Origin of the sequence: Collinsella sp. i05-0019-G5, from assembly GCF_042851345.1 — a bacterium.
Lineage (GTDB): Bacteria > Actinomycetota > Coriobacteriia > Coriobacteriales > Coriobacteriaceae > Collinsella.
In genome coordinates this window covers 1,434,309-1,452,118 of the sequence record NZ_AP031421.1, presented here as the reverse complement: position 1 = coordinate 1,452,118, position 17,810 = coordinate 1,434,309, and the positions used below count along the sequence as shown (strand labels likewise).

Annotated in this window: 29 protein-coding genes; 26 read left to right on the top strand and 3 right to left on the bottom strand. The window is 58.2% G+C overall.

What is annotated here, in order from left to right:
* Nucleotides 1-28: 28 nt before the first annotated feature.
* The 3 genes from ACGHIZ_RS06760 to ACGHIZ_RS06750 all read right to left on the bottom strand — a co-directional run bounded on the left by ACGHIZ_RS06760 (nucleotide 29) and on the right by ACGHIZ_RS06750 (nucleotide 1,912).
* A complete protein-coding gene (locus ACGHIZ_RS06760) occupies nucleotides 29-1,159 on the bottom strand; it encodes a tyrosine-type recombinase/integrase (protein WP_390447010.1) in 1,131 nt (376 codons plus the stop codon).
* Nucleotides 1,160-1,271: 112 nt separating this feature from the next.
* Entirely contained in the window at nucleotides 1,272-1,541 is a 270-nt protein-coding gene (locus ACGHIZ_RS06755; RefSeq protein WP_390447007.1) for a hypothetical protein, read from the bottom strand.
* 2 nt (nucleotides 1,542-1,543) lie between these two features.
* On the bottom strand, nucleotides 1,544-1,912 hold the full coding sequence (locus tag ACGHIZ_RS06750) for a helix-turn-helix domain-containing protein (protein WP_390447004.1): 369 nt from the start codon (nucleotides 1,910-1,912) through the stop codon (nucleotides 1,544-1,546).
* A gap of 158 nt (nucleotides 1,913-2,070) precedes the next feature.
* On the opposite strand from ACGHIZ_RS06750, the gene ACGHIZ_RS06745 reads away from it, so the two are divergent.
* The 26 genes from ACGHIZ_RS06745 (at nucleotide 2,071) to ACGHIZ_RS06620 (ending at nucleotide 17,792) form a co-directional block, all read left to right on the top strand.
* A complete protein-coding gene (locus ACGHIZ_RS06745; protein ID WP_390447001.1) occupies nucleotides 2,071-2,265 on the top strand; it encodes a helix-turn-helix domain-containing protein in 195 nt (64 codons plus the stop codon).
* 49 nt (nucleotides 2,266-2,314) lie between these two features.
* A complete protein-coding gene (locus ACGHIZ_RS06740; RefSeq protein WP_390446998.1) occupies nucleotides 2,315-2,488 on the top strand; it encodes a hypothetical protein in 174 nt (57 codons plus the stop codon).
* A gap of 132 nt (nucleotides 2,489-2,620) precedes the next feature.
* On the top strand, nucleotides 2,621-2,758 hold the full coding sequence (locus ACGHIZ_RS06735) for a hypothetical protein (protein ID WP_390446994.1): 138 nt from the start codon (nucleotides 2,621-2,623) through the stop codon (nucleotides 2,756-2,758).
* 844 nt (nucleotides 2,759-3,602) lie between these two features.
* Nucleotides 3,603-3,932: a helix-turn-helix transcriptional regulator gene (locus ACGHIZ_RS06730; RefSeq protein WP_390446992.1), complete on the top strand. Its 330-nt coding sequence runs from the start codon at nucleotides 3,603-3,605 to the stop codon at nucleotides 3,930-3,932.
* Nucleotides 3,922-4,071: a hypothetical protein gene (locus ACGHIZ_RS06725; RefSeq protein ID WP_390446989.1), complete on the top strand. Its 150-nt coding sequence runs from the start codon at nucleotides 3,922-3,924 to the stop codon at nucleotides 4,069-4,071. The genes ACGHIZ_RS06730 and ACGHIZ_RS06725 overlap by 11 nt, the downstream gene beginning before the upstream one ends.
* Nucleotides 4,072-4,080: 9 nt before the next feature.
* A complete protein-coding gene (locus ACGHIZ_RS06720; RefSeq protein WP_390446986.1) occupies nucleotides 4,081-4,287 on the top strand; it encodes a hypothetical protein in 207 nt (68 codons plus the stop codon).
* Nucleotides 4,288-4,316: 29 nt separating this feature from the next.
* Nucleotides 4,317-4,802 (top strand): hypothetical protein, encoded by a 486-nt coding sequence (locus ACGHIZ_RS06715; protein ID WP_390446983.1) that lies wholly within the window; start codon nucleotides 4,317-4,319, stop codon nucleotides 4,800-4,802.
* Entirely contained in the window at nucleotides 4,741-6,126 is a 1,386-nt protein-coding gene (locus ACGHIZ_RS06710) for an AAA family ATPase (protein ID WP_390446980.1), read from the top strand. Before ACGHIZ_RS06715 ends, ACGHIZ_RS06710 begins: the two co-directional genes overlap by 62 nt.
* Nucleotides 6,126-7,196 (top strand): ATP-binding protein, encoded by a 1,071-nt coding sequence (locus ACGHIZ_RS06705; protein WP_390446978.1) that lies wholly within the window; start codon nucleotides 6,126-6,128, stop codon nucleotides 7,194-7,196. The genes ACGHIZ_RS06710 and ACGHIZ_RS06705 overlap by 1 nt, the downstream gene beginning before the upstream one ends.
* Before the next feature lie 3 nt (nucleotides 7,197-7,199).
* Nucleotides 7,200-7,736, top strand: coding sequence for a DUF669 domain-containing protein (locus ACGHIZ_RS06700; RefSeq protein ID WP_390446975.1), 537 nt, complete (start codon nucleotides 7,200-7,202; stop codon nucleotides 7,734-7,736).
* 3 nt (nucleotides 7,737-7,739) lie between these two features.
* A complete protein-coding gene (locus ACGHIZ_RS06695) occupies nucleotides 7,740-10,358 on the top strand; it encodes a DEAD/DEAH box helicase family protein (protein WP_390446973.1) in 2,619 nt (872 codons plus the stop codon).
* Between the two features lies 1 nt (nucleotide 10,359).
* Nucleotides 10,360-10,743 (top strand): hypothetical protein, encoded by a 384-nt coding sequence (locus tag ACGHIZ_RS06690; protein ID WP_390446970.1) that lies wholly within the window; start codon nucleotides 10,360-10,362, stop codon nucleotides 10,741-10,743.
* Entirely contained in the window at nucleotides 10,740-11,153 is a 414-nt protein-coding gene (locus ACGHIZ_RS06685) for a hypothetical protein (protein WP_390446967.1), read from the top strand. Before ACGHIZ_RS06690 ends, ACGHIZ_RS06685 begins: the two co-directional genes overlap by 4 nt.
* Before the next feature lie 26 nt (nucleotides 11,154-11,179).
* Nucleotides 11,180-11,410 carry a hypothetical protein gene (locus tag ACGHIZ_RS06680; protein WP_390446965.1) on the top strand — a complete coding sequence of 77 codons (231 nt, stop codon included), beginning with the start codon at nucleotides 11,180-11,182 and terminating at the stop codon, nucleotides 11,408-11,410.
* Nucleotides 11,407-11,637 carry a helix-turn-helix domain-containing protein gene (locus ACGHIZ_RS06675; protein ID WP_390446962.1) on the top strand — a complete coding sequence of 77 codons (231 nt, stop codon included), beginning with the start codon at nucleotides 11,407-11,409 and terminating at the stop codon, nucleotides 11,635-11,637. Before ACGHIZ_RS06680 ends, ACGHIZ_RS06675 begins: the two co-directional genes overlap by 4 nt.
* The gene (locus ACGHIZ_RS06670; RefSeq protein WP_390446959.1) at nucleotides 11,634-12,011 is read left to right on the top strand and encodes a hypothetical protein; all 378 of its coding nucleotides are present in this window, start codon (nucleotides 11,634-11,636) and stop codon (nucleotides 12,009-12,011) included. The genes ACGHIZ_RS06675 and ACGHIZ_RS06670 overlap by 4 nt, the downstream gene beginning before the upstream one ends.
* Nucleotides 12,008-12,343 carry a hypothetical protein gene (locus ACGHIZ_RS06665; RefSeq protein WP_390446957.1) on the top strand — a complete coding sequence of 112 codons (336 nt, stop codon included), beginning with the start codon at nucleotides 12,008-12,010 and terminating at the stop codon, nucleotides 12,341-12,343. The genes ACGHIZ_RS06670 and ACGHIZ_RS06665 overlap by 4 nt, the downstream gene beginning before the upstream one ends.
* Before the next feature lie 82 nt (nucleotides 12,344-12,425).
* Nucleotides 12,426-12,635: a hypothetical protein gene (locus tag ACGHIZ_RS06660; protein ID WP_390446955.1), complete on the top strand. Its 210-nt coding sequence runs from the start codon at nucleotides 12,426-12,428 to the stop codon at nucleotides 12,633-12,635.
* Between the two features lie 49 nt (nucleotides 12,636-12,684).
* The gene (locus tag ACGHIZ_RS06655) at nucleotides 12,685-12,987 is read left to right on the top strand and encodes a DUF5052 family protein (RefSeq protein WP_390446952.1); all 303 of its coding nucleotides are present in this window, start codon (nucleotides 12,685-12,687) and stop codon (nucleotides 12,985-12,987) included.
* Nucleotides 12,988-13,446: a dUTP diphosphatase gene (gene dut, locus ACGHIZ_RS06650; RefSeq protein ID WP_390446949.1), complete on the top strand. Its 459-nt coding sequence runs from the start codon at nucleotides 12,988-12,990 to the stop codon at nucleotides 13,444-13,446.
* Complete coding sequence (locus ACGHIZ_RS06645; RefSeq protein ID WP_390446946.1) at nucleotides 13,446-13,628, top strand: hypothetical protein; 183 nt, start codon at nucleotides 13,446-13,448, stop codon at nucleotides 13,626-13,628. The genes dut and ACGHIZ_RS06645 overlap by 1 nt, the downstream gene beginning before the upstream one ends.
* Nucleotides 13,625-13,816: a hypothetical protein gene (locus tag ACGHIZ_RS06640; RefSeq protein WP_390446943.1), complete on the top strand. Its 192-nt coding sequence runs from the start codon at nucleotides 13,625-13,627 to the stop codon at nucleotides 13,814-13,816. The genes ACGHIZ_RS06645 and ACGHIZ_RS06640 overlap by 4 nt, the downstream gene beginning before the upstream one ends.
* Nucleotides 13,817-13,839: 23 nt before the next feature.
* Complete coding sequence (locus ACGHIZ_RS06635) at nucleotides 13,840-14,166, top strand: hypothetical protein (RefSeq protein ID WP_390446940.1); 327 nt, start codon at nucleotides 13,840-13,842, stop codon at nucleotides 14,164-14,166.
* A 31-nt stretch (nucleotides 14,167-14,197) separates the two neighbouring features.
* A complete protein-coding gene (locus ACGHIZ_RS06630; RefSeq protein ID WP_390446937.1) occupies nucleotides 14,198-14,458 on the top strand; it encodes a hypothetical protein in 261 nt (86 codons plus the stop codon).
* A 5-nt stretch (nucleotides 14,459-14,463) separates the two neighbouring features.
* Nucleotides 14,464-15,483, top strand: a complete 1,020-nt coding sequence (locus tag ACGHIZ_RS06625; RefSeq protein WP_390446934.1) for an HNH endonuclease — start codon at nucleotides 14,464-14,466, stop codon at nucleotides 15,481-15,483.
* Nucleotides 15,483-17,792 carry an AAA family ATPase gene (locus ACGHIZ_RS06620; RefSeq protein WP_390446931.1) on the top strand — a complete coding sequence of 770 codons (2,310 nt, stop codon included), beginning with the start codon at nucleotides 15,483-15,485 and terminating at the stop codon, nucleotides 17,790-17,792. The genes ACGHIZ_RS06625 and ACGHIZ_RS06620 overlap by 1 nt, the downstream gene beginning before the upstream one ends.
* The last annotated feature ends 18 nt before the right edge of the window (nucleotides 17,793-17,810 follow it).

Sequence of the window (17,810 nt, the reverse complement as noted above, 5' to 3'; positions counted from 1 at the left end):
GTCCTAATTTGTCCTTACGGGTACCTAACTAATTTCCAAAGTACGCGCTATCGACCGTCTCGATGAATAGTTCTTTGTCTGGGCGGTCGTAGTGTTTGCCGAGAATATTCTTCGCGGCGTGGCCCATCATTTTGTCCACCATCTGGGCTGGAATGCCGTACTTCCAAAGCATTGCCGTGGCCCATGAGTTGCGCAACTTGGTCATGGTCAGGTATCGCAAATCAATCGTCCCATTCCTGTAATAGCTAAGCCACTCGCCTGTAATCCTCTTGCGATCCATCGGCATTCCCGTGCCTTTGTCGCAGATGTATAGCTCTTGGTCTTCGATGCGCTGCTTTGCTATCTCGGCGAGCCGTAAACTCCACGGCGGCGGGATGATAATTGGACGGCGGCTTTCTGCCGTCTTAAGCGGCTCAAAGCTATTGTTTTGAGAATACTGGTGATAAAGGTTGTAGACGGCGTATGTACGGCCATTGTGGTCATCAAACGTAATGTCTTTTACCGCCGCTGCCGCTGCTTCGCCGACACGGCATGAGCCTTTAGCCATTAGAATCACCACACCCTCGATGCGACTATCTCGCAACGATTCAAGGATGCTGTCGATTTCGGCTACCGTGTAGACTTCTAGCCCGCTGTCGCCTGCGTTCTTCTTTTCACGGGGCATTTTATATTTTGCATCGATAAAAGAAATGCCGTCCACATCGTGGAGTCTTGCACAGTTGACGAGGTTGAGAACGATAATGTGCGAGACATGAGCCTGCGCTGCGGTGAATTTGTCCAGCCAACGTTGGTACTCTTCGACACGTACCTTATTCATAGCCCTGTTTGCCCATTTGGGCGAAACCTTTGACCTCCATGCGCTACGGTAATTGATGAATGTACTGTGCGACATATCGCCAGTTTCAAGCTGCTTTTCCAGCTGCGGGAAATACCATTCGTCCCAGCACTGCTTGAATGTCGGGCACGGCACAACGCGCTCATTGGGCGGCAGGTGGTGTAGTTGCCAAAGGCGGCGCAGCTCATCGTCCGCTTCGCGCGAGGTGCAGGGGTAGAGCGTCTTAGATCTGCGTACTCGATTGAGTCCGTCCCACTCGCACCACCTGATGCGCCATTTGTTCTTGGTGATTTTGGTCTTCGTCCCCCATGACGAACGTGTCATAATTAAAAAAGTCCCTCCTGTCGGGCATAGCCGACTCTAGCAATGCGGATGGGATTGTTTAGCGCTCCACTGGTCTTGGCGGGTTAGTGGGGCGCTTCCTTGTGGCTAGTCGCTACATGACTGAGTTCAGGACCCTGACGAATTCCTCTGCCTGGGAATGGCTGCTCAGTCTGTAGCCATAACCCGTCCGCAGCCTGTTGTTCAGGATTACCTGCTTGCCCTTAATCTTGTAGACGCCGGTGACGTCATTCAGGTAAACCACCTCCATATGCGTGCCGAAGAAGGTGTTCTTCTTGAGCGTGGTAATTCGGTTCGGGTAGATGCAGATCTCTTTGAAGACACCGGCACCTTTATCCCTGAAAAGCAGCGTGTCGTTGTCCATGTTTATTCCTCCTCGTCTGGAAGGGTTGAATCATGCTCTTCAAACACTGGCTTTGTCTTGTATACGAAATCTAGATAACGCATTGCGGCTTCTTGTTCATGTGCTTCAAGAAGGCGATATTTTTCAACCAGCTTCTTTTCTTCAGCTGATAGCTCGAAATTGCCATCATCGTAGAAGTATGAGATTGGCACTCCAAAATGCTTACACAGCTTAATGAGCGAATCGGCATCTGGCTGGCCTCTGCCGACCTCCCATGCACTGATCGTCTTACCGCTTTTGGAAACAGCCTTTCCAACTTCATCGACATTCTCGCCACATGACTGTCTAATTTCACTTAGCTTTTTGGCTAGGTATGCTCTTCCAGGCTCCATTGGCTATCAACCTCCTTTATCGCTAAGCAAATAATACTCGACCAAATAAATGCTGTCTACAAAACGTAGGAAAATCGCTATAAATTATTGTTGACAACCTACAAAACGTAGGTAATATGAAACGCGTACCTACAAAACGTAGGAAGGAGGTAAGTCCTGTGGGTATCCAAAACACTGTTTCATCCGCAATTAAGAAGCGCGGAATCACCGTCGCCGAGCTTGCACGGCGAGTCGACATGGAGCCTGAGTTGCTTCGTCGCAGCCTGGCGGGAACGCGAAAGCTGACTGGGATTGAGCTTGTAAATCTCTGCCATGAGCTTGATCTGGAAATCGAGGATTTTCCGACCGAATAGCCGGAGCCCCACAGCCAATACCCAAAAGGCAAAGGGGAAGGAGGAATGGATGCCTGATATGACCCAATGGACGCTCAACTTCTGTGCCGGCATGTGCGTGGCCCTGTTATTTGGGGTTGTCCGCATTCAGATAAAAGTCGACGACATAGAAAAGCGTCTGCGCAGCCATCGCATAAGGCTGGGGGATGCAGCTGAGAAGCCCGCTGATGACAGCGAGAAATAGCACTCGCCGCAGGACCCGCTTCTTACGAGAAACGGTCTCCACCACGATTCTTGGCTTGCTATGTCGGTCAGTTCTTTTCATGCCGACAAATCTATGGGGAATGTCCCCCGGACCAGAAAGAAGGAGAAGGAAATGTCGATTGAAGAGCTTGAGAAGCGCGAACGCGATGCTTACGAGGCTTTCATGGAAGCCGACTGGATGCACGCCGACATGCGCCTGAACGAGTGGCTGGATGCCGCCCATGAGCTTAACGAGGCGAAGGGGCTGTGATTGCCGATTGGTTCGAGCGTCACCCGATTATCGGCTTCGGGCTTTTCTACACGGCCTACAGGGCTGCGGAGATTTTCATCACGACTTTGAATGAGGCGAACAGGCTGTGAGGCGCAGGTCTCCAGACTTTGAGAAGGGCTTCAACTACTGCCTGTTTCTCAACGTCATCGTACTTTTAGCCGTTCTACTCCTCGTGCCTTTGGTCAAAGCCCTAGAAAGATGCTTATGAGCTTGAGTATGGCCGCTTCGTAAATAAGCGAAACCGCCACCATCAGCAATATCGGAATCCTATTCCAGACCATTTTCCGATGTTCCCCCGCGAACGTTTGCGCTGGTAGATAGCGCACTTCTGTTCATCCGCTCCGTACCCGTCTCCATCGGCGCCGGGCTTTTTGGCCTTCTCCTTGACGCCGATCGCAAGGCGGTACCTGTGTCGCCGGCAGGCAACCCTAGGCGACATGGAACGCAGCGGCACCCATCAAGCTGTTCCGCCTGACGAGACGGGCGCGCAGCGGATGAATGGAGCGACCTTTGATAACCGCATCCGCCATTTGCCGTGAGCAGGGGGAGCCTGTGACGGCTGCAATGGCTCGGCAGCTGGCTCCGTTGAAAAGCCAGACGGTCAGGTGCGATGCCTGGCAGTAAGTCTCAGCGTCGTGCGGTGCGCATCCGCTATCAACTCGTCGTAAGCGTTTTCGATAGTTCTCTGCCCGTCCGTTACCGCCAGGATGCGCACCTCAAGGCGCTGGGAAAAAAGAGTGGCCCCATTAACACTCCAATGAAGTGGAAAGCAGCGGAGTGAAAAGGGAGCCACAGGCAAAACCCACCATAGGAGGTGGACGCTATGAATCATACCAAAAGCAACTGGGACGACCCCATCAGCGAGTTCCAGCACGCGATGGATGCGGCATCCGAGAAGCTGCGCCGCCAGCTGGAAGACCTCGAGCCGTACTGCGGCTCGGAGGCGCTGAAGTTCGCCGTCCAGGCTGGCTACCAGCCGCAGATGGCCTACTCGGTCATCGAGACCGCCAGATATACGGGGGTCTCCCCAAGCACCCTTTATGCGGAGAACAAGGCTGGACGATTGCCGTTCAAGACAATCGGCAGCAGGAATGCGCTCATAAGAGTGGTCGATGTCGACAAGTGGATGGAGGGACGCTCCGATGGCCGTTAGGGTTTTCGATTTCCTGTCAGACCGCTGGAAGCGGCTCAACCCGAAGCTGCGCAACGCCATCGTCTCGACCGTCCTCATCGCAGGGCTCATCTATGCCGGATGGCTCGAAGGCACCGCTCCGAGTGGCATGTACTACTAGGAGGTGCCGATGGTCGGCTTCTTTGGATGGACCGCGGAGCGCGGTCGCGACGGCAGCTGGTTCGCTACCAAGTTTGTCGAGAAGGGCCCAACGAGGGGCAGCGCGACCGGAATCGTCCGCTCGCGCCATCTGCTGGTCAACGTCAGCAAATCTGCGGACAAGGAAGCTGCGATGCGTGAGATCAAGCGTCTCTACGTAATCGGAGCGCTGCAATGACGGAACCGACCAAAAACAATGGAGAAAATGTGGAATCGGGGGTAGTTGTCCCTCGAAAAAGGGACAACTCATATTTCTGGCGGTCTGACGAGGACAGATACATCAGGACGCACAGGATGGACGGCTATCTGCTGCTGTCGGAGATGATGACAGGCCGCGGATGGCCGAGGTCTCCCGAATCCATCAAGAAGCACGCCAAGAGAAAACTCGGAATCAATCTAAGCAAATACCCCGAATCGGGGATGCACCGCTGTATCTCGTGCGGGAAGTGGGACGTGCGTCCCAACTCCCATGCCGGGCGCATGGGTCTCTGTCCAGCCTGCTGGAGACGAAGGCAGGCGGAAGCCATCCGCGAGGGCATGGACGAGAAGAAGGCTGAGGCCGAGTACCAGAGGGAAAAGAAGCGCAGGCGCGATGCGAGAAAGCGTCTGCAAAGAGAGAAGGAAAAGAACAATGGAAGAGACTGTGGAACAGGTTCAGGCGAAGCCCGAACCCGTGAAGATCTCGGCGCTTGAGCTTGAGAACGTCAAACGTATCAGGGCCGTGGCGCTCCGTCCGACCGAGAACGGCCTGACCGTAATCGGCGGTCGAAACGGCCAGGGCAAGACCAGCGTGGTCGATGCAATCTCGTGGGCGCTCGGCGGCAAGCGCAAGCAGCCGTCCAAGCCGAACCGCGAGGGCAGCGCGACACCGGCGAAGCTGCACGTTGAGCTGAGCAACGGCCTCGTGGTCGAGCGCTCGGGTAAGAACGCATCGCTCACGGTGACCGACCCATCCGGCAAGAAGGCGGGCCAGAAGCTTCTCGACAGCTTCATCGAGGAGCTTGCAATCGACTTGCCGAAGTTCATGGTCATGACCGACAACGAGAAGGCGCAGGAGTTGCTGCGAATCATCGGCGTTGGTGACGAGCTTAGCGAGCTTGACAAGAAGCTCGGCGAGCTGAAGAGCGAGCGCCTCGACATCGGCCAGCGCAAGCGCGCCAAGGACAAGATCGCGGAGGAGATGCCGTTCTTCCCCGATGCCCCCGACCACCGCGTGTCTCCTGCCGAGCTCATCGAGCAGCAGCAGGCAATCCTCGCGAAGAACGGCGAGAACCAGCGCAAGCGCGAGAAGGTCGGCATCATCAAGCAGCAGCGCGACAACCTTAACATGCTGTGCGACAGCCTCAACAGCCAGATCATGTCGCTCAACGAGGAGCTGAAGCGCAAGACCGAAGAGCTGGTGAAGCTCACCGAGGACTACCAGACGGCGCTCAAGGATGCAGCCGACCTCGAGGACGAGAAGACCGATGAGATCGAGCAGAGCATCGCCAACATCGATGCGCTCAACCAGAAGGTCGAGGCCAACGAGCGCCGCAAGCGGGCGCTCAAGGATGCCGAATCCCTGAACGACGATTACCAGAGCTGCAACAGCGAGGTCAATGCGGTCGAGAACCAGCGCAAGAAGCTGCTCGAGACCGCCAAGATGCCGCTGGACGGCCTGACGGTCGAGGACGGAAAGCTGGTGTACAACGGCGCGGTCTGGTCGGACATGAGCGGAGCCGAGCAGCTGCGCGTGGCGACGGCGGTCGTTCGCTCGCTCAAGCCCGAGTGCGGTTTCGTCCTGGTCGACAAGCTCGAGCAGATGGACTCGCAGACGCTCGCCGAGTTCGGTGCCTGGGCCGAATCCGAGGGCCTGCAGGTCATCGGTACCCGCGTGGCGACCGATGACACCTGCTCCGTCATCATCGAGGACGGGCGCGTGGCCGAGAGTGCTGGGCAGCTGAATGTCGAACTCCCCGATGTAAAGATTCCCGAGGTCAAGATTCCAGCCACCATGCAGTTCGGAGGTAGCTTCTAATGACGTTCCAGATCACCCGCGGTCAGCGCCTGCGCCCGCAGAAGGTCGTCCTCTACGGCCCCGAGGGCGTCGGCAAGACGACGCTTGCGGCTCAGTTCCCAAGCCCCCTGTTCATCGACACCGAGAGCTCGTCCGACTACTTGGACGTCCCGCGCCTTCCCGCTCCCACGAGCTGGCAGATGCTGCTCGATGAGGTCACGTGGATTCGAGATTATCCCGAGGAATGCGGCGGCACGCTCGTTCTGGACACCGCCGACTGGGCGCAGAAGCTGGCAGTCGATGATACGTGCAACGCCATGGGCTACAAGAGCATCGAGGACGCCGGTTACGGCAAGGGCTACACCTACGTCACCGAGCGCTTCGGCAAGCTGCTGAATCTCTTGAGCGAGGTGTGCGAGCGCGGCTGCAACGTGGTCGTGACCGCCCACGCGATCATCAGCAAGTTCGAGCAGCCAGACGAGATGGGGGCCTACGACCGCTGGGGCCTGAAGCTCATCGACGGCAAGAAGGCCAGCGTCGCGGCGATGCTCAAGGAGTGGGCGGATGCGGTGCTCTTCGCCAACTACAAGACCATCGTCATCACCACCAGCAAGGACGGCAAGGTCGGCAAGGCCCAGGGCGGCAAGAACCGAATGCTCTATTGCTCCCATGCCGCCACGTGGGATGCGAAGAACCGCTGGGGCCTGCCGGACGAGATCCCCATGGAGTACCAGCAGCTGGCTCCGTTCATCCCCGTCCCGCAGCTCGCACGGCAGCAGCCGCAGGTGCAGCAGCAGGTCGAGACGGTCAACGTCTCCACGGTCGCGCCCGAGCAGATCGAGCAGGCGCGAAGCATTCCCGACCCGTTCGAGCCGGAACGCCCGGCATACCTCAAGCCGCTCTACGACCTGATGCAGCGTGACGGCATCAGTGCTGAGACGGTGAGCGAGGCCATCTTCAAGCGCGGTTATTTCCCCGAGGGCACGCCGGTCGATTCGCTGTCCGAGGATTTCGCAAACTTCCTCGTCGCGGTTTGGGACGGGATGCGCGAGTACATCAATTCCGGCATGGTGGCCGGTCGAAAGGAGTAAGAAATGGCAAACGATATGGGTCAGTCCTTTGGGTGGGACGGCGAAATCGATGCGGTGGAGAACGAGTTCGAGCTGATGGAGCCCGGCGAGTACTGGGCCACGGTCGAGAACGTCGAGCGCCAGCAGTTCAACGGCAGCGACAAGATGTGCGCCTGCCCCATCGCCAAGGTGAACGTCCGCCTGGACAACGGTCGCGTGCTCTCAGACCGCCTGTTCCTGAATTCCAAGAGCGCATGGAAGATCACCCAGTTCTTCGTCTCGATCGGGATGCGAGCGGTCGATGCCCCCAAGGAGCAGAAGCTGAAGATGGATTGGGTCGGCGCGGTCGGTCGCCGCTGCAAGATCAAGGTCGGCACCCATGAGTACAAGGACAAGACCTATAACGAGATTTCCGAGTGGATGAAGCCCGAAGCCCAAGTCGTTGCACCCCAGCAGCACGTCTACGGCAACGCCAATCCCGAACCCGTATCACCCGCGATGCAGGGCATGATCAACCAGACCTTCCAGAATGCGCAGGCCGCGCAGAACGGGGGCTTCTAAGGCATGAGATTCAACCTGCGTCCCTATCAGGAGCAGGCCATAGCCGCAATCGAGGAGCGCTGGGAAGCGGGAGACCGCGCAACGCTCCTCGTACAGGCAACGGGCACCGGCAAGACAATCGTCATGGCCGGTGTCACGGAGGACGCGGTCCGCGATGGCGGTCGCGTCCTCATTCTTGCCCACCGCGGTGAGCTGCTCCAGCAGGCAGCCGACAAGCTGCAATCATCCACGGGACTGCGCTGCTCGGTCGAGAAGGCTGAGGACACGAGCGTGGGAACCTTCGAGCGCGTGACGGTCGGATCCGTCCAGACCCTGTGCCGCGAGAAGCGCCTTCGGGCACTCGGCAGGGACAGGTTCACGCACATCCTCATCGACGAATGCCATCACGCCGTCTCCTCGAGCTATCAAGCAGTCCTGGATTACTTTGACGGCGCGAAGGTGCTCGGCGTGACGGCGACGGCAGATCGCGGTGACCGCCAGAACCTCGGCAAGGTGTTCGATTCGCTTGCCTTCGAGTACAACATGCCAGAGGCCATCAAGGACGGTTACCTCTGCCCGATCAAGGCGCAGACCGTGCCGCTCCAGCTCGACATCTCAAACGTCTCCGTTCGCTCCGGCGACTGGGCGGCAGACGAGCTGGGCACAGCGCTCGACCCGTACCTGCCGCAGATCGCCCAGGAGATGAAGAACGCGGGGCTGGAAGAGCGGAAGACGGTCGTGTTCCTACCGCTGATCAAGACAAGCCAGAAGTTCTGCCGCTTGCTCAACGAATGCGGATTCCGCGCCGTGGAGGTCAACGGGCAGAGCGAGGACCGTGCCCAAATTCTCAAAGACTTCGATGACGGCAAGTATGACGTGCTGTGCAACTCGCTCCTTTTGACCGAGGGGTGGGACTGCCCGAGCGTCGATTGTATCGTCAACCTCCGACCGACCAAGAGCCGAGCGCTCTATTGCCTCGATGAGAGCACTGAGGTGCTTACGCGCGACGGATGGAGGAGCGACGCAGAGGTTGGTGATGAGGTGCTAGCGTTTGACCCGAAAACCGGCAAGTCCGCATTCAGTCCGGTCGTCGCTAAAGTTAGAAGGAAGCTCTGCGAAGACGAATACTTTTGCTCGCTTAGTGGCCAATCCTCTGACATCCGCATTACCAACAAGCATCGGATGCTCTATGACAACAAGCGTAGGGGTGGCTGGAAGTTCGCAACTGCCGAACATGTCGCCAGTCTCAGGGACGGTGCTTACATCCCAGTCTCTGGACACGGGACGTTTTCGGGTGTTCCGCTAACGGATGACGAACTCATGTTTATCGGCTGGGTGATGACCGATGGGTCCATCAATAAGCACAACAACGCAATCACGATCACCCAAGGTACTCAGCACTCGGAATATTGCGAGGAGATAACTCGCTGCATCGAGGGCTGCGGCTTCAAGTACACCCGGGCCGTTCGCAAACGAGTCGGAGTCGAATGGAACCAATCTGGCGACTGCATGACGTGGACCATCTCGAAAGGCATGCCACGGGGAAGAGACAAGGACAAGACCGGGTGGAGAAGACTCGAACCGTATATCTCGAAGGACATGAGCCCCGCTCTGTTTGACATGAGCGAGCGGCAGTTTGCCGTAATGCTCGAAGCGATATATCACGCCGACGGTGCGAAGTCCCAAGCGAAGACTTATCACATATCGAAAGGCAACAGAACGTTCATCGAACGACTGCAAGCTATGGCAATTCAGCGCGGATACCGTGCCGGAATGTCAGTTGAATACCCCGGTGTCTCCAGAAAGAGCAGCCTGTTCACCGTCCATATCAAAAAACAGGACTTCATAAAGGTCGGCAGCACGTCTGGAAGGCACTCAACGTGGGTCAAGGAGCCACACTCGGATGAGATGTGCTGGTGCGTCGAGACCGAGATGGGAACCGTTTTCACGCGCAGGAGCGGGTACGTTGCCGCTATGGGTAACTGTCAGATAGTCGGTCGCGGCACGCGCCTGTCGCCCGAGACGGGGAAGACCGACCTGCTGTTGCTCGACTTCCTGTGGATGACCGAGCGTTTGGAGTTGGTTCGCCCTGCAGCGCTCGTTACGGGCTCTCGGGAGGTCGCGCAGAAGATGACCGCCATGGTCGAGCAGGCGGGATGCCCGGTCGACCTGCAGAAGGTCGAAAGCAGGGCATCAGACGAGGTTGTTGCGGAGCGCGAGGAGGCCCTCGCCAAACAGCTCGCCGAGCAGCGCAAGAAGAAGGCCAAGCTGGTCAACCCGCTGCAGTACGAGATGTCAATCGCCGCCGAGGACCTGAGCGGATACATCCCCGAGTTCGCCTGGGAGATGGCACCAGCCACCGACAAGCAGAAGGCCGCGCTCGAGAAGTATGGCATCGACGCTTCAGAAATTTCCAACGCCGGCAAGGCGTCGAAGCTGCTCGACCGAGTGAAGAAGCGCCGTGACAGCGGGCTCAGTTCGCCCAAGCAGATCCGTCTGCTCGAACGCCGGGGATTCAAGCACGTCGGCACGTGGTCGCTGGAAGCCGCAAGCTCGATGATCTCGCGAATCAGCGCGAGCGGATGGCGAATCCCGAGCGGAGTCAATCCTGCGACTTATGTACCTAGCGAAAGGAACGAATAAGATGGCAATTGAGCTACCTAGAGATGCGAACGGCCAAATCATCCCGCTCGACACGACCATGATGTATCGCGATGACAATAGTCAGTTCCATGTGACCGATTTCTTCTACGAAGCGAAGCCTGATAGGTGGTTTGCATGTAGTGGAAACATATGTATCGAAACCAGTAGGTTGTATCTCGACGCATCTGAAAAAGATAGCTTGGAGAAGCTGGCTGCTGATATAGACAGGACTCTTAATCACCCCCAAGGACTTGTCTGCGCGTATGCCAACCGCAAAAAGCGCGAGTGCAACGGCTGCAAGCTCAGCGGGCATCTAAGTTGTCTTAAGGCTTTCACGAGCGACATTTCGTCCCGCGTCCATCGCCTGGCCGGTGATGCCGAATGAGTATCGAAATGCCAAAAGATGCCGAGGGACGCGAGATACCTCTGGATGCCGTTGCCCTATATGACGATAGCGGCAACGTCCACAACATCCGCCGATTCATGTACACGAACGACTTTGACTCAAGCGACAAGTGGATAAACAGCTGGACTATGGTCGTTGATGACTACAAAACTGCCAAACCGGAGCAAATGTACCTAAACAAGCCCGACAGTTGGGAGAAGCTGGAGGAGGACTTGGGAAGAGCGGCAGAACGCGATGTTGTTCCGACGGGCTGCCGATACTTCAACGCCACCAACAAATGCAAAGGTTGTCCGCTTTATGGCGGCGTTAACTGTGATGTGCATAGAGACGAGCGTGCATTTGAGAACATTCTCGACCGTATCCGCAAGCTGAGGGGTGAGGACGAGTGAACATGACGCCATGTTGGATTTCCGAAATGCCCGGAGAGAAGACAAAGGCGCTGCTTATGGGTTTCTACCAAAAAGCGTGGACGCATGATGCATCGCCCCTAATCGGAGGATTCCCCGCCGGGCAAATCGCGTACCCGGTCGCGGTCGTGCTGCTCGAATCGGGCGACGTTACGACAGTCAGAGCTGAATCCGTGACGATTGACGCGCCCGAAGAGCTGTTTGAGCAGTACGCATGGATGGATGGTGAGGACGAATGACGACTAAGGCAAAATCTCGCTACGTGCTCAACAAGAAGGCCTTGCAGCACTACCTGATTGACCATGATCTCACCCAAGCCGACTTTGCCAAGAGGCTCGGCATCTCGACTTCGTATTTCAACAAGCTGATGAACGGGCGAAAAAGCATATCAATCAGCAACATGTTCTCGATTGCAGAAGAGACGCATATGGATATTCGCGTCTTCTTGGAGAAGGTGGACGAATGATTACCGATGAAGAGTTGCGCGAGATAGCTGAAGAATTACGTATTCACGGCAATTGCGTAGGCTTTGAAGACTGCACTGAATGCCAGGCGCTCAGTACGAAACTGTTCGGCGATAGATTTGTTTTGTGCCAGCTGGATGATCGAGACGCGAGTTATTGGGGAGCCGTCGCCGACATAATCGACCGCCCGATGTGTCACGACCTTATCGAGCACGAGCGAGACCCGTTTATTCCCGGTAAGCGGTTGACCGACGGCTACTTCCACTGTTCAAACTGCGATTGGGACGGACGGATCTGGGAACACATCGGCTTCGGAGACATGCTGGCCTACGAGCCGGTTCATTGCCCGAAATGCGGGGAGGAGATCAAGCGATGATGTTGACTGAAGACTTAAGCGAGACCGTGAATGTGTTGAGGCGCACCGCTGCCGACTCGCTCGGCGGCGAGACGTTCCAGCGGGCGCTGGCGAGAATCACAAAGGCACCGGCTACCGACTGGCGCACCGTGATGCGCCGAATCGCAGATCTTATCGACCACGGCGTCTGCTACAACGTCTACGACGAAAGCGAATGCGGCGCATACGACAACGGTTTCGAGTGCTCCGTTTGCGGATGCAGGGTCGAGGATGAGGAGCACTATCACGTGAGCGGCACGTGGAACTGGTGTCCACAGTGCGGCAAGAGAGTGTGGCCGAAGAAAAATGAGTAACGTCTACAAGCTGACGCAGAAGAGCGTCTGGACAAACAATATCGGCAGGCACACCACCTAGTATCTGCTGGATGAGCGCAAGATGGGCTACTACATCGACTACATCGAGTGGACGGTGCAGCGCGACTGGGGGTTTCTCAGGCTGGATTCCGAGTGCATGGCCTTCCGCTACGACGGCAAGAAGGGCTGCGTGACCAGCTGGAGCGAGTGCGCTACCGTCTGCGGCATGGAACCGCAGGAGGTATTCAAGACCATCTGCGAGCGTCTCGGGATAAAGGTGAGATACCTCTAGCCGGAAAGGCCAGAACAATTATTTCCCTCAATAGAAAGGAATCCAACAAATGAATATCACCAAGCGTAGGGTCGCGTTCGTCGCGGCCCTCATCGTATCCGTCCTGGCTATCGTCACGGTGTGCGGTCTGGCTGGCTGCTCATCGTGCAGCCGCTCGGTCAAGAGCGTGAGCAGCGATTTCAGCGGCGGAATCAACCGTACCGTCACGCTCTACGACAACACGGGCAAGGAGATCAAGAGCTGGCACGGCAAGTTCGACATTGAATCGAACGACCAAGAGGTTTTCTTTGACGATGCCCAAGGCAAGCGCGTGATTATCCAAGGCGGCATTGTCGTAAGTGAGGAGGATTAGATGAAGTTCTCACCGAACATCCAAATGATTCAAGCAGTGTTCGACAGCTCGAAACTCAGACCCTCATACGCCCACGGCGTGGAGGATGCCGGGTGCGACCTCAAAGCGAACATCCCCAGCCCAATCACCATCGAGCCTTGGAAGTCGGTTTGGGTCGGCACGGGAGTGCATCTGGCGATGCCGGAGGGCATGTTCGCGCTCCAGGCACCGCGCTCGGGGCTGAGCTGCAACCACGGCATTACGCTCGCAAATGCGCCGGGAATCATCGACCCCGGCTACCGCGGCGAGATTCGCTGCAAGCTGGTGAATCTGAGCGATGAGCCTTATACGGTCTATCCGCTTGAGCGAATCGCCCAGCTGGTGTTCCTGCCGCTCGTCAACGCCGTTTTCGCTGAGGTGGACAGCCTGCCGGAAAGTTCGCGCGGTGAGGACGGCTACGGAAGCACGGGGGCGATGTGATGGCAGATCAGGTTGGAAAGCGCTGCGCTACGTGCCGTTTTGCGAGAGATCCGTTCACCGTCAAGGTCTACGAGGTCAAGATTGACTACCTGACGTGCCGGCGAGACCGGCGCGACATACCGCACGTGTGCCAGCCTTGCAACACGTGCAATTTCTGGGAGCCGAAGGAGGTCGAGCGATGAACAGCGTCGACAAGCTGGTCCAGAAGAAGCTGATGGAGGCCGCACGCGCGGTCGGCTTCTTGGAGGGCATGAGCACGTGGCTTTGGACGAAGGTCGGTCCCGATCTGACCGATGAAGCCGTGGTCGAGTTCGAGAAGCGCGTGTCCGCGATAGCCGAGTGTTTCGGTCTGGACAGAGAGGACTATTGATGTGCCAAGTGATGGGAGTCGATTTGACTGAGGATGAGGTTACGCTGACGAAGGACGCCGGGTGTCCCGAGCACTACAGGGGCGATGGGTTCATTACATGCTCCCGTGCCATGAAGGCGGCACTCGGCAGATGGCCTGCCACCACGGCTGTGTGCTGCACCATGGCGGTCTGGTGGTGGTGCTGCGCCTTCAAGTACGTGTGGAGGTGCATGGTCAAGGGCAAGACACTCGAGGACATCGACAAGGCAATCGACTGCCTGTACAAGCTGCGCAAGGAGATCAAGCCGTACCTGAAGTCGCAGATGAAGGCTGATCGCATTATCGCCGGCAAGACCGTTGAAGACCGATGAGCTTGCAAAAGAGAGGGAAAGGACAAGACATATGGCAGGACACGAGACCGTGCGCTCGACCAACTTGAGCGCACTCCAGGGCATCTTCTTCGAGGAGCTGGACAACCTGATGGCGCTCGACATCAACGGCGATGACGAGGCAATCGAGCGCGAGATCAACCGCGCCAAGGCCGTCTCGGATGTCGGTGCGCGCGCCATCGAGAACGCCAACACCGCCGTCGGCATCATCCGCGCACGCTCCGAGATGGCCTGCGCGAAGCTCGCGAGCGTCCCCGCGATGCTGAAGGCGTAGAAGCGATGAGCAGGGTCATGACGAAGGCGGAACATGCGTGGCTTCTCGACATGGCCCCGCGATTCCGCTCATGGGACGATCTCCTCGCCTCGTTCGAGTGCGCCTTCGGCTACCAGCCGAAGCGCCAGACTGCGCAATGCTACATCTCGAAGCACGGCGTGAAGCTTATGAGCACTACCGTCCGCTGGATGGAACACCCGGAGTATGACGAGTTCCTGCGGGAATTCGTCCCCGGCCATTCGCAGGGCGAGATCATCGACGAGTTCGAGAAAAGGTTCGATATAAAGTTGAGGGTTGCCCAGCTCAAAGACCGCGAATCGACCCTGGGCCTGAAGCAGGGCACGTATGGCGGCAGGTTCGCGCCGGGCACCATACCTCCCAACAAGGGCAAGAAGCTGACCGACTACGTCAAGGACGAGCAGAAGCTGGCGAACATCCGCAGGTGCCAGTTCAAGAAGGGCGAGGAAGCCCACAACGAATGCCCCACCGGAACCGAGCGCGTGAGCAGGGACGGATATATCGAGGTCAAGGTGCCCAAGGAGGATGCCGACGACCGCGCCCACGGATGGTGGAAGCCGAAGCACCGGCTCATCTGGGAGCAGGTCAACGGTCGAAAGCTCCAGAAGGGCGAGAGCGTCATGTTCGCCGACCGCGACATGACGAACTTCGACCCCGAGAACCTCGTGATGGTCACGCAGGCGCAGCGGCTCTACATTAACAGGCACAACATTCCGTACCACGATGCCGAGTCGCTGCGCACAGCCGTCGCCATGGCGAAGCTGAGCGAGGCGATCGTGACCGCCGAGCTGAGGCCGCGCAAGTGCCCGTGCTGCGGCAAGACCTACAGGCCGCAGTACAAGGCGCAGCGCACCTGCCGCGAGTGTCTGGAATCGGGGCGCAAGGCTAAACGCAGTTACGGCATCGCCGTGTGCGCCAAATGCGGCGCGACATTCGAGAAGTTGAGCGCACGGGGGAAGTACTGTCCAAAGTGTCGCAAGAAGAAATACAGAAAGGAGAAGAGCTGATGGAAGACCATAGCGACCTTCTGGACGCGCTCTCGGCAATCGACCCGTCCACACTCAACTACCAGGAATGGCTGAACGTCGGCATGGCGCTCCATGAGAGCGGGCTTCCGCTCGATGCGTGGGACGAATGGAGTCGCAGGGACGCGGGAAGGTACCACGAGGGCGAGTGCGAGCGCAAATGGCGCGGCTTCGGCTCGGGGCAGACCAGGGTGAAGTCGGGCACGCTCGCGAAGATGGCGACCGAGCGCGGATGGGTCCCGCCGCGTGCGTCCCAGGGAATGGGCGAGGCGCTGTCATGGGACGGCGAGATCTCGACTGCGCTCATCGACCCGTCATGGGTCGAGCCGGTCGAGCTGCCCGAGACCGACAAGACCGGCCCCGAGGAGCTTGTCGAATACCTCGGCTACCTGTTCGACGAGGACGATGTGGTCGGCTACGTGTGCGAGAGCTGGGACCGCGAGGGCAAATGGCTCCCCAAATCGAAGGGGTGCTACTCGCGCACCGCCGGCGAGCTCATGCGCGACCTGAAGAAGTACGGCTCAATCGAGCAGGCGATGTGCTCCTACGACGACCGCGCCGGCGCATGGATCCGGATCAACCCGCTCGACGGCAAGGGCGTGGGCAACGCGAACGTCTCCGAGTTCAAGTACGCGCTGGTCGAATCCGACACGCTCGCCAAGGAAAAGCAGCTCGCGCTCATGCAGGAGCTCCAGCTGCCGTGCGCCGCAATCGTCGATTCCGGCAAGAAGAGCCTTCACGCCGTGGTGAAGGTCGACGCTCGCGACTACAACGAGTACCGCGACCGCGTCATGCGCCTGTACGACGTGTGCCGCAAGAACGGACTCGACCCCGACACCCAGAACAAGAACCCGAGCCGCCTGTCGAGGATGCCCGGCGCCATGCGCTCGGGCGAGCGGCAGTGCCTCGTGAGCGGGCCGTGCGGCAAGGCGTCGTGGTCCGAGTGGTGGGACTGGATGCAGGAGACGACCGACGACCTGCCCGACCCCGAGAACCTCGCAAACGAATGGGACGACATGCCAGAGTTGGCGCCGCCGCTCATCGACGGGGTTCTCCGCCAGGGACACAAGATGCTTTTGGCGGGCCCCTCCAAGGCGGGCAAGTCGTTCGCGCTCATCGAGCTGTGCGTGTCGCTCGCCGAGGGAAAGCCGTGGTTCGGCTGGGGGTGTGCGCAGGGCAGGGTGCTCTACGTTAATTTGGAGCTGGATTCCGCGAGCTGCCTGCACCGCTTCAAGGACGTGTACAAGGCGCTCGGCTTTGCGCCCGAGAACGTGGGGAACATCGACATCTGGAACCTGCGAGGGCGCTCCGTGCCGATGGACAAATTGGCCCCATCGCTCATCCGCCGGGCGCTCAAGACTCGCCCCATCGCCGTGGTGATCGACCCCATCTACAAGGTCATCACGGGCGACGAGAACAGCGCCGACCAGATGGCGGCGTTCTGCAACCAGTTCGACAAGGTCGCCCAGCAGGTCGGTTGCGCCGTCATATACTGCCACCACCATTCCAAGGGCCTGCAGGGACAGAAACGCTCCATGGACCGTGCGAGCGGCTCGGGCGTGTTCGCGCGAGACCCGGACGCGCTGCTGGACATGACGGCGCTCGAGCTGACGGACGAGTGCACCAAGGCACACTACGACTGGCGCAGGCAGCACGCTATCTGGGCGGCATTCGATAAGTTTTTGCCGGGATGGCGCTCGGATGAGAAGTTCGTCGGCATCGACTCGGCCGACGATTTGCAGAAGTGGGCGAACGAGCCGGCGAACGGCGCACCCATCGAGCTGCGCCGAGAGCTGGAATCCATCCACGAGAGCTTGCAGGAATCATCGCGCGGATGGGCGGCATGGCGCATCGAGGGGACGCTGCGTGAGTTCCGCAGCTTCAAGCCCAAGAACCTGTGGTTCGAGTACCCGGTGCACCTGCCCGATGAGACGGGCGCGTTGGCGGACCTGAAATGCGAGGGCGAGTACGACCCGAGAGCGAGCCGATCGAAGGGAAGGGAAACCAAAGCGAAGAACGACAAGACCGCACAACAGGTCAAAATCGAACTAATCCGCGAAGCCATGGAGCAGTGCGCCGAGGATGGGGTTGAGCCGACAAGAGTCAATGTGCTGGAGCGCATCGGTGAGGTTGAGTTTAGGGGCAAGCCCTTTGACATGAACGCGCTCATATACGCAACTAGCGAGAAGGCAAAGTGGAGCCCGTTCCGAGTTAAAAAGGACACCAACCTGCTCTATGACAAGAGCAATCAGGCGCTTGATTTTGACGGCGAAATCGACCTTTCGGAATAGGTTCTGAATTAACTAACC

What these genes read in the sequence shown, in the direction of transcription:
- ACGHIZ_RS06665 (WP_390446957.1), top strand. Translation starts at nt 12,008, where the DNA reads ATGATGTTGACTGAAGACTTAAGCGAGACCGTGAATGTGTTGAGGCGC.
- ACGHIZ_RS06640 (WP_390446943.1), top strand. Translation starts at nt 13,625, where the DNA reads ATGAACAGCGTCGACAAGCTGGTCCAGAAGAAGCTGATGGAGGCCGCA.
- ACGHIZ_RS06740 (WP_390446998.1), top strand. Translation starts at nt 2,315, where the DNA reads ATGCCTGATATGACCCAATGGACGCTCAACTTCTGTGCCGGCATGTGC.
- ACGHIZ_RS06655 (WP_390446952.1), top strand. Translation starts at nt 12,685, where the DNA reads ATGAATATCACCAAGCGTAGGGTCGCGTTCGTCGCGGCCCTCATCGTA.
- ACGHIZ_RS06730 (WP_390446992.1), top strand. Translation starts at nt 3,603, where the DNA reads ATGAATCATACCAAAAGCAACTGGGACGACCCCATCAGCGAGTTCCAG.
- ACGHIZ_RS06725 (WP_390446989.1), top strand. Translation starts at nt 3,922, where the DNA reads ATGGCCGTTAGGGTTTTCGATTTCCTGTCAGACCGCTGGAAGCGGCTC.
- ACGHIZ_RS06670 (WP_390446959.1), top strand. Translation starts at nt 11,634, where the DNA reads ATGATTACCGATGAAGAGTTGCGCGAGATAGCTGAAGAATTACGTATT.
- ACGHIZ_RS06690 (WP_390446970.1), top strand. Translation starts at nt 10,360, where the DNA reads ATGGCAATTGAGCTACCTAGAGATGCGAACGGCCAAATCATCCCGCTC.
- ACGHIZ_RS06685 (WP_390446967.1), top strand. Translation starts at nt 10,740, where the DNA reads ATGAGTATCGAAATGCCAAAAGATGCCGAGGGACGCGAGATACCTCTG.
- ACGHIZ_RS06645 (WP_390446946.1), top strand. Translation starts at nt 13,446, where the DNA reads ATGGCAGATCAGGTTGGAAAGCGCTGCGCTACGTGCCGTTTTGCGAGA.
- ACGHIZ_RS06755 (WP_390447007.1), bottom strand. Translation starts at nt 1,541, where the DNA reads ATGGACAACGACACGCTGCTTTTCAGGGATAAAGGTGCCGGTGTCTTC.
- dut (WP_390446949.1), top strand. Translation starts at nt 12,988, where the DNA reads ATGAAGTTCTCACCGAACATCCAAATGATTCAAGCAGTGTTCGACAGC.
- ACGHIZ_RS06620 (WP_390446931.1), top strand. Translation starts at nt 15,483, where the DNA reads ATGGAAGACCATAGCGACCTTCTGGACGCGCTCTCGGCAATCGACCCG.
- ACGHIZ_RS06630 (WP_390446937.1), top strand. Translation starts at nt 14,198, where the DNA reads ATGGCAGGACACGAGACCGTGCGCTCGACCAACTTGAGCGCACTCCAG.
- ACGHIZ_RS06700 (WP_390446975.1), top strand. Translation starts at nt 7,200, where the DNA reads ATGGCAAACGATATGGGTCAGTCCTTTGGGTGGGACGGCGAAATCGAT.
- ACGHIZ_RS06720 (WP_390446986.1), top strand. Translation starts at nt 4,081, where the DNA reads ATGGTCGGCTTCTTTGGATGGACCGCGGAGCGCGGTCGCGACGGCAGC.
- ACGHIZ_RS06625 (WP_390446934.1), top strand. Translation starts at nt 14,464, where the DNA reads ATGAGCAGGGTCATGACGAAGGCGGAACATGCGTGGCTTCTCGACATG.
- ACGHIZ_RS06710 (WP_390446980.1), top strand. Translation starts at nt 4,741, where the DNA reads ATGGAAGAGACTGTGGAACAGGTTCAGGCGAAGCCCGAACCCGTGAAG.
- ACGHIZ_RS06695 (WP_390446973.1), top strand. Translation starts at nt 7,740, where the DNA reads ATGAGATTCAACCTGCGTCCCTATCAGGAGCAGGCCATAGCCGCAATC.
- ACGHIZ_RS06680 (WP_390446965.1), top strand. Translation starts at nt 11,180, where the DNA reads ATGCCCGGAGAGAAGACAAAGGCGCTGCTTATGGGTTTCTACCAAAAA.
- ACGHIZ_RS06705 (WP_390446978.1), top strand. Translation starts at nt 6,126, where the DNA reads ATGACGTTCCAGATCACCCGCGGTCAGCGCCTGCGCCCGCAGAAGGTC.
- ACGHIZ_RS06660 (WP_390446955.1), top strand. Translation starts at nt 12,426, where the DNA reads ATGGGCTACTACATCGACTACATCGAGTGGACGGTGCAGCGCGACTGG.
- ACGHIZ_RS06675 (WP_390446962.1), top strand. Translation starts at nt 11,407, where the DNA reads ATGACGACTAAGGCAAAATCTCGCTACGTGCTCAACAAGAAGGCCTTG.
- ACGHIZ_RS06735 (WP_390446994.1), top strand. Translation starts at nt 2,621, where the DNA reads ATGTCGATTGAAGAGCTTGAGAAGCGCGAACGCGATGCTTACGAGGCT.
- ACGHIZ_RS06760 (WP_390447010.1), bottom strand. Translation starts at nt 1,159, where the DNA reads ATGACACGTTCGTCATGGGGGACGAAGACCAAAATCACCAAGAACAAA.
- ACGHIZ_RS06750 (WP_390447004.1), bottom strand. Translation starts at nt 1,912, where the DNA reads ATGGAGCCTGGAAGAGCATACCTAGCCAAAAAGCTAAGTGAAATTAGA.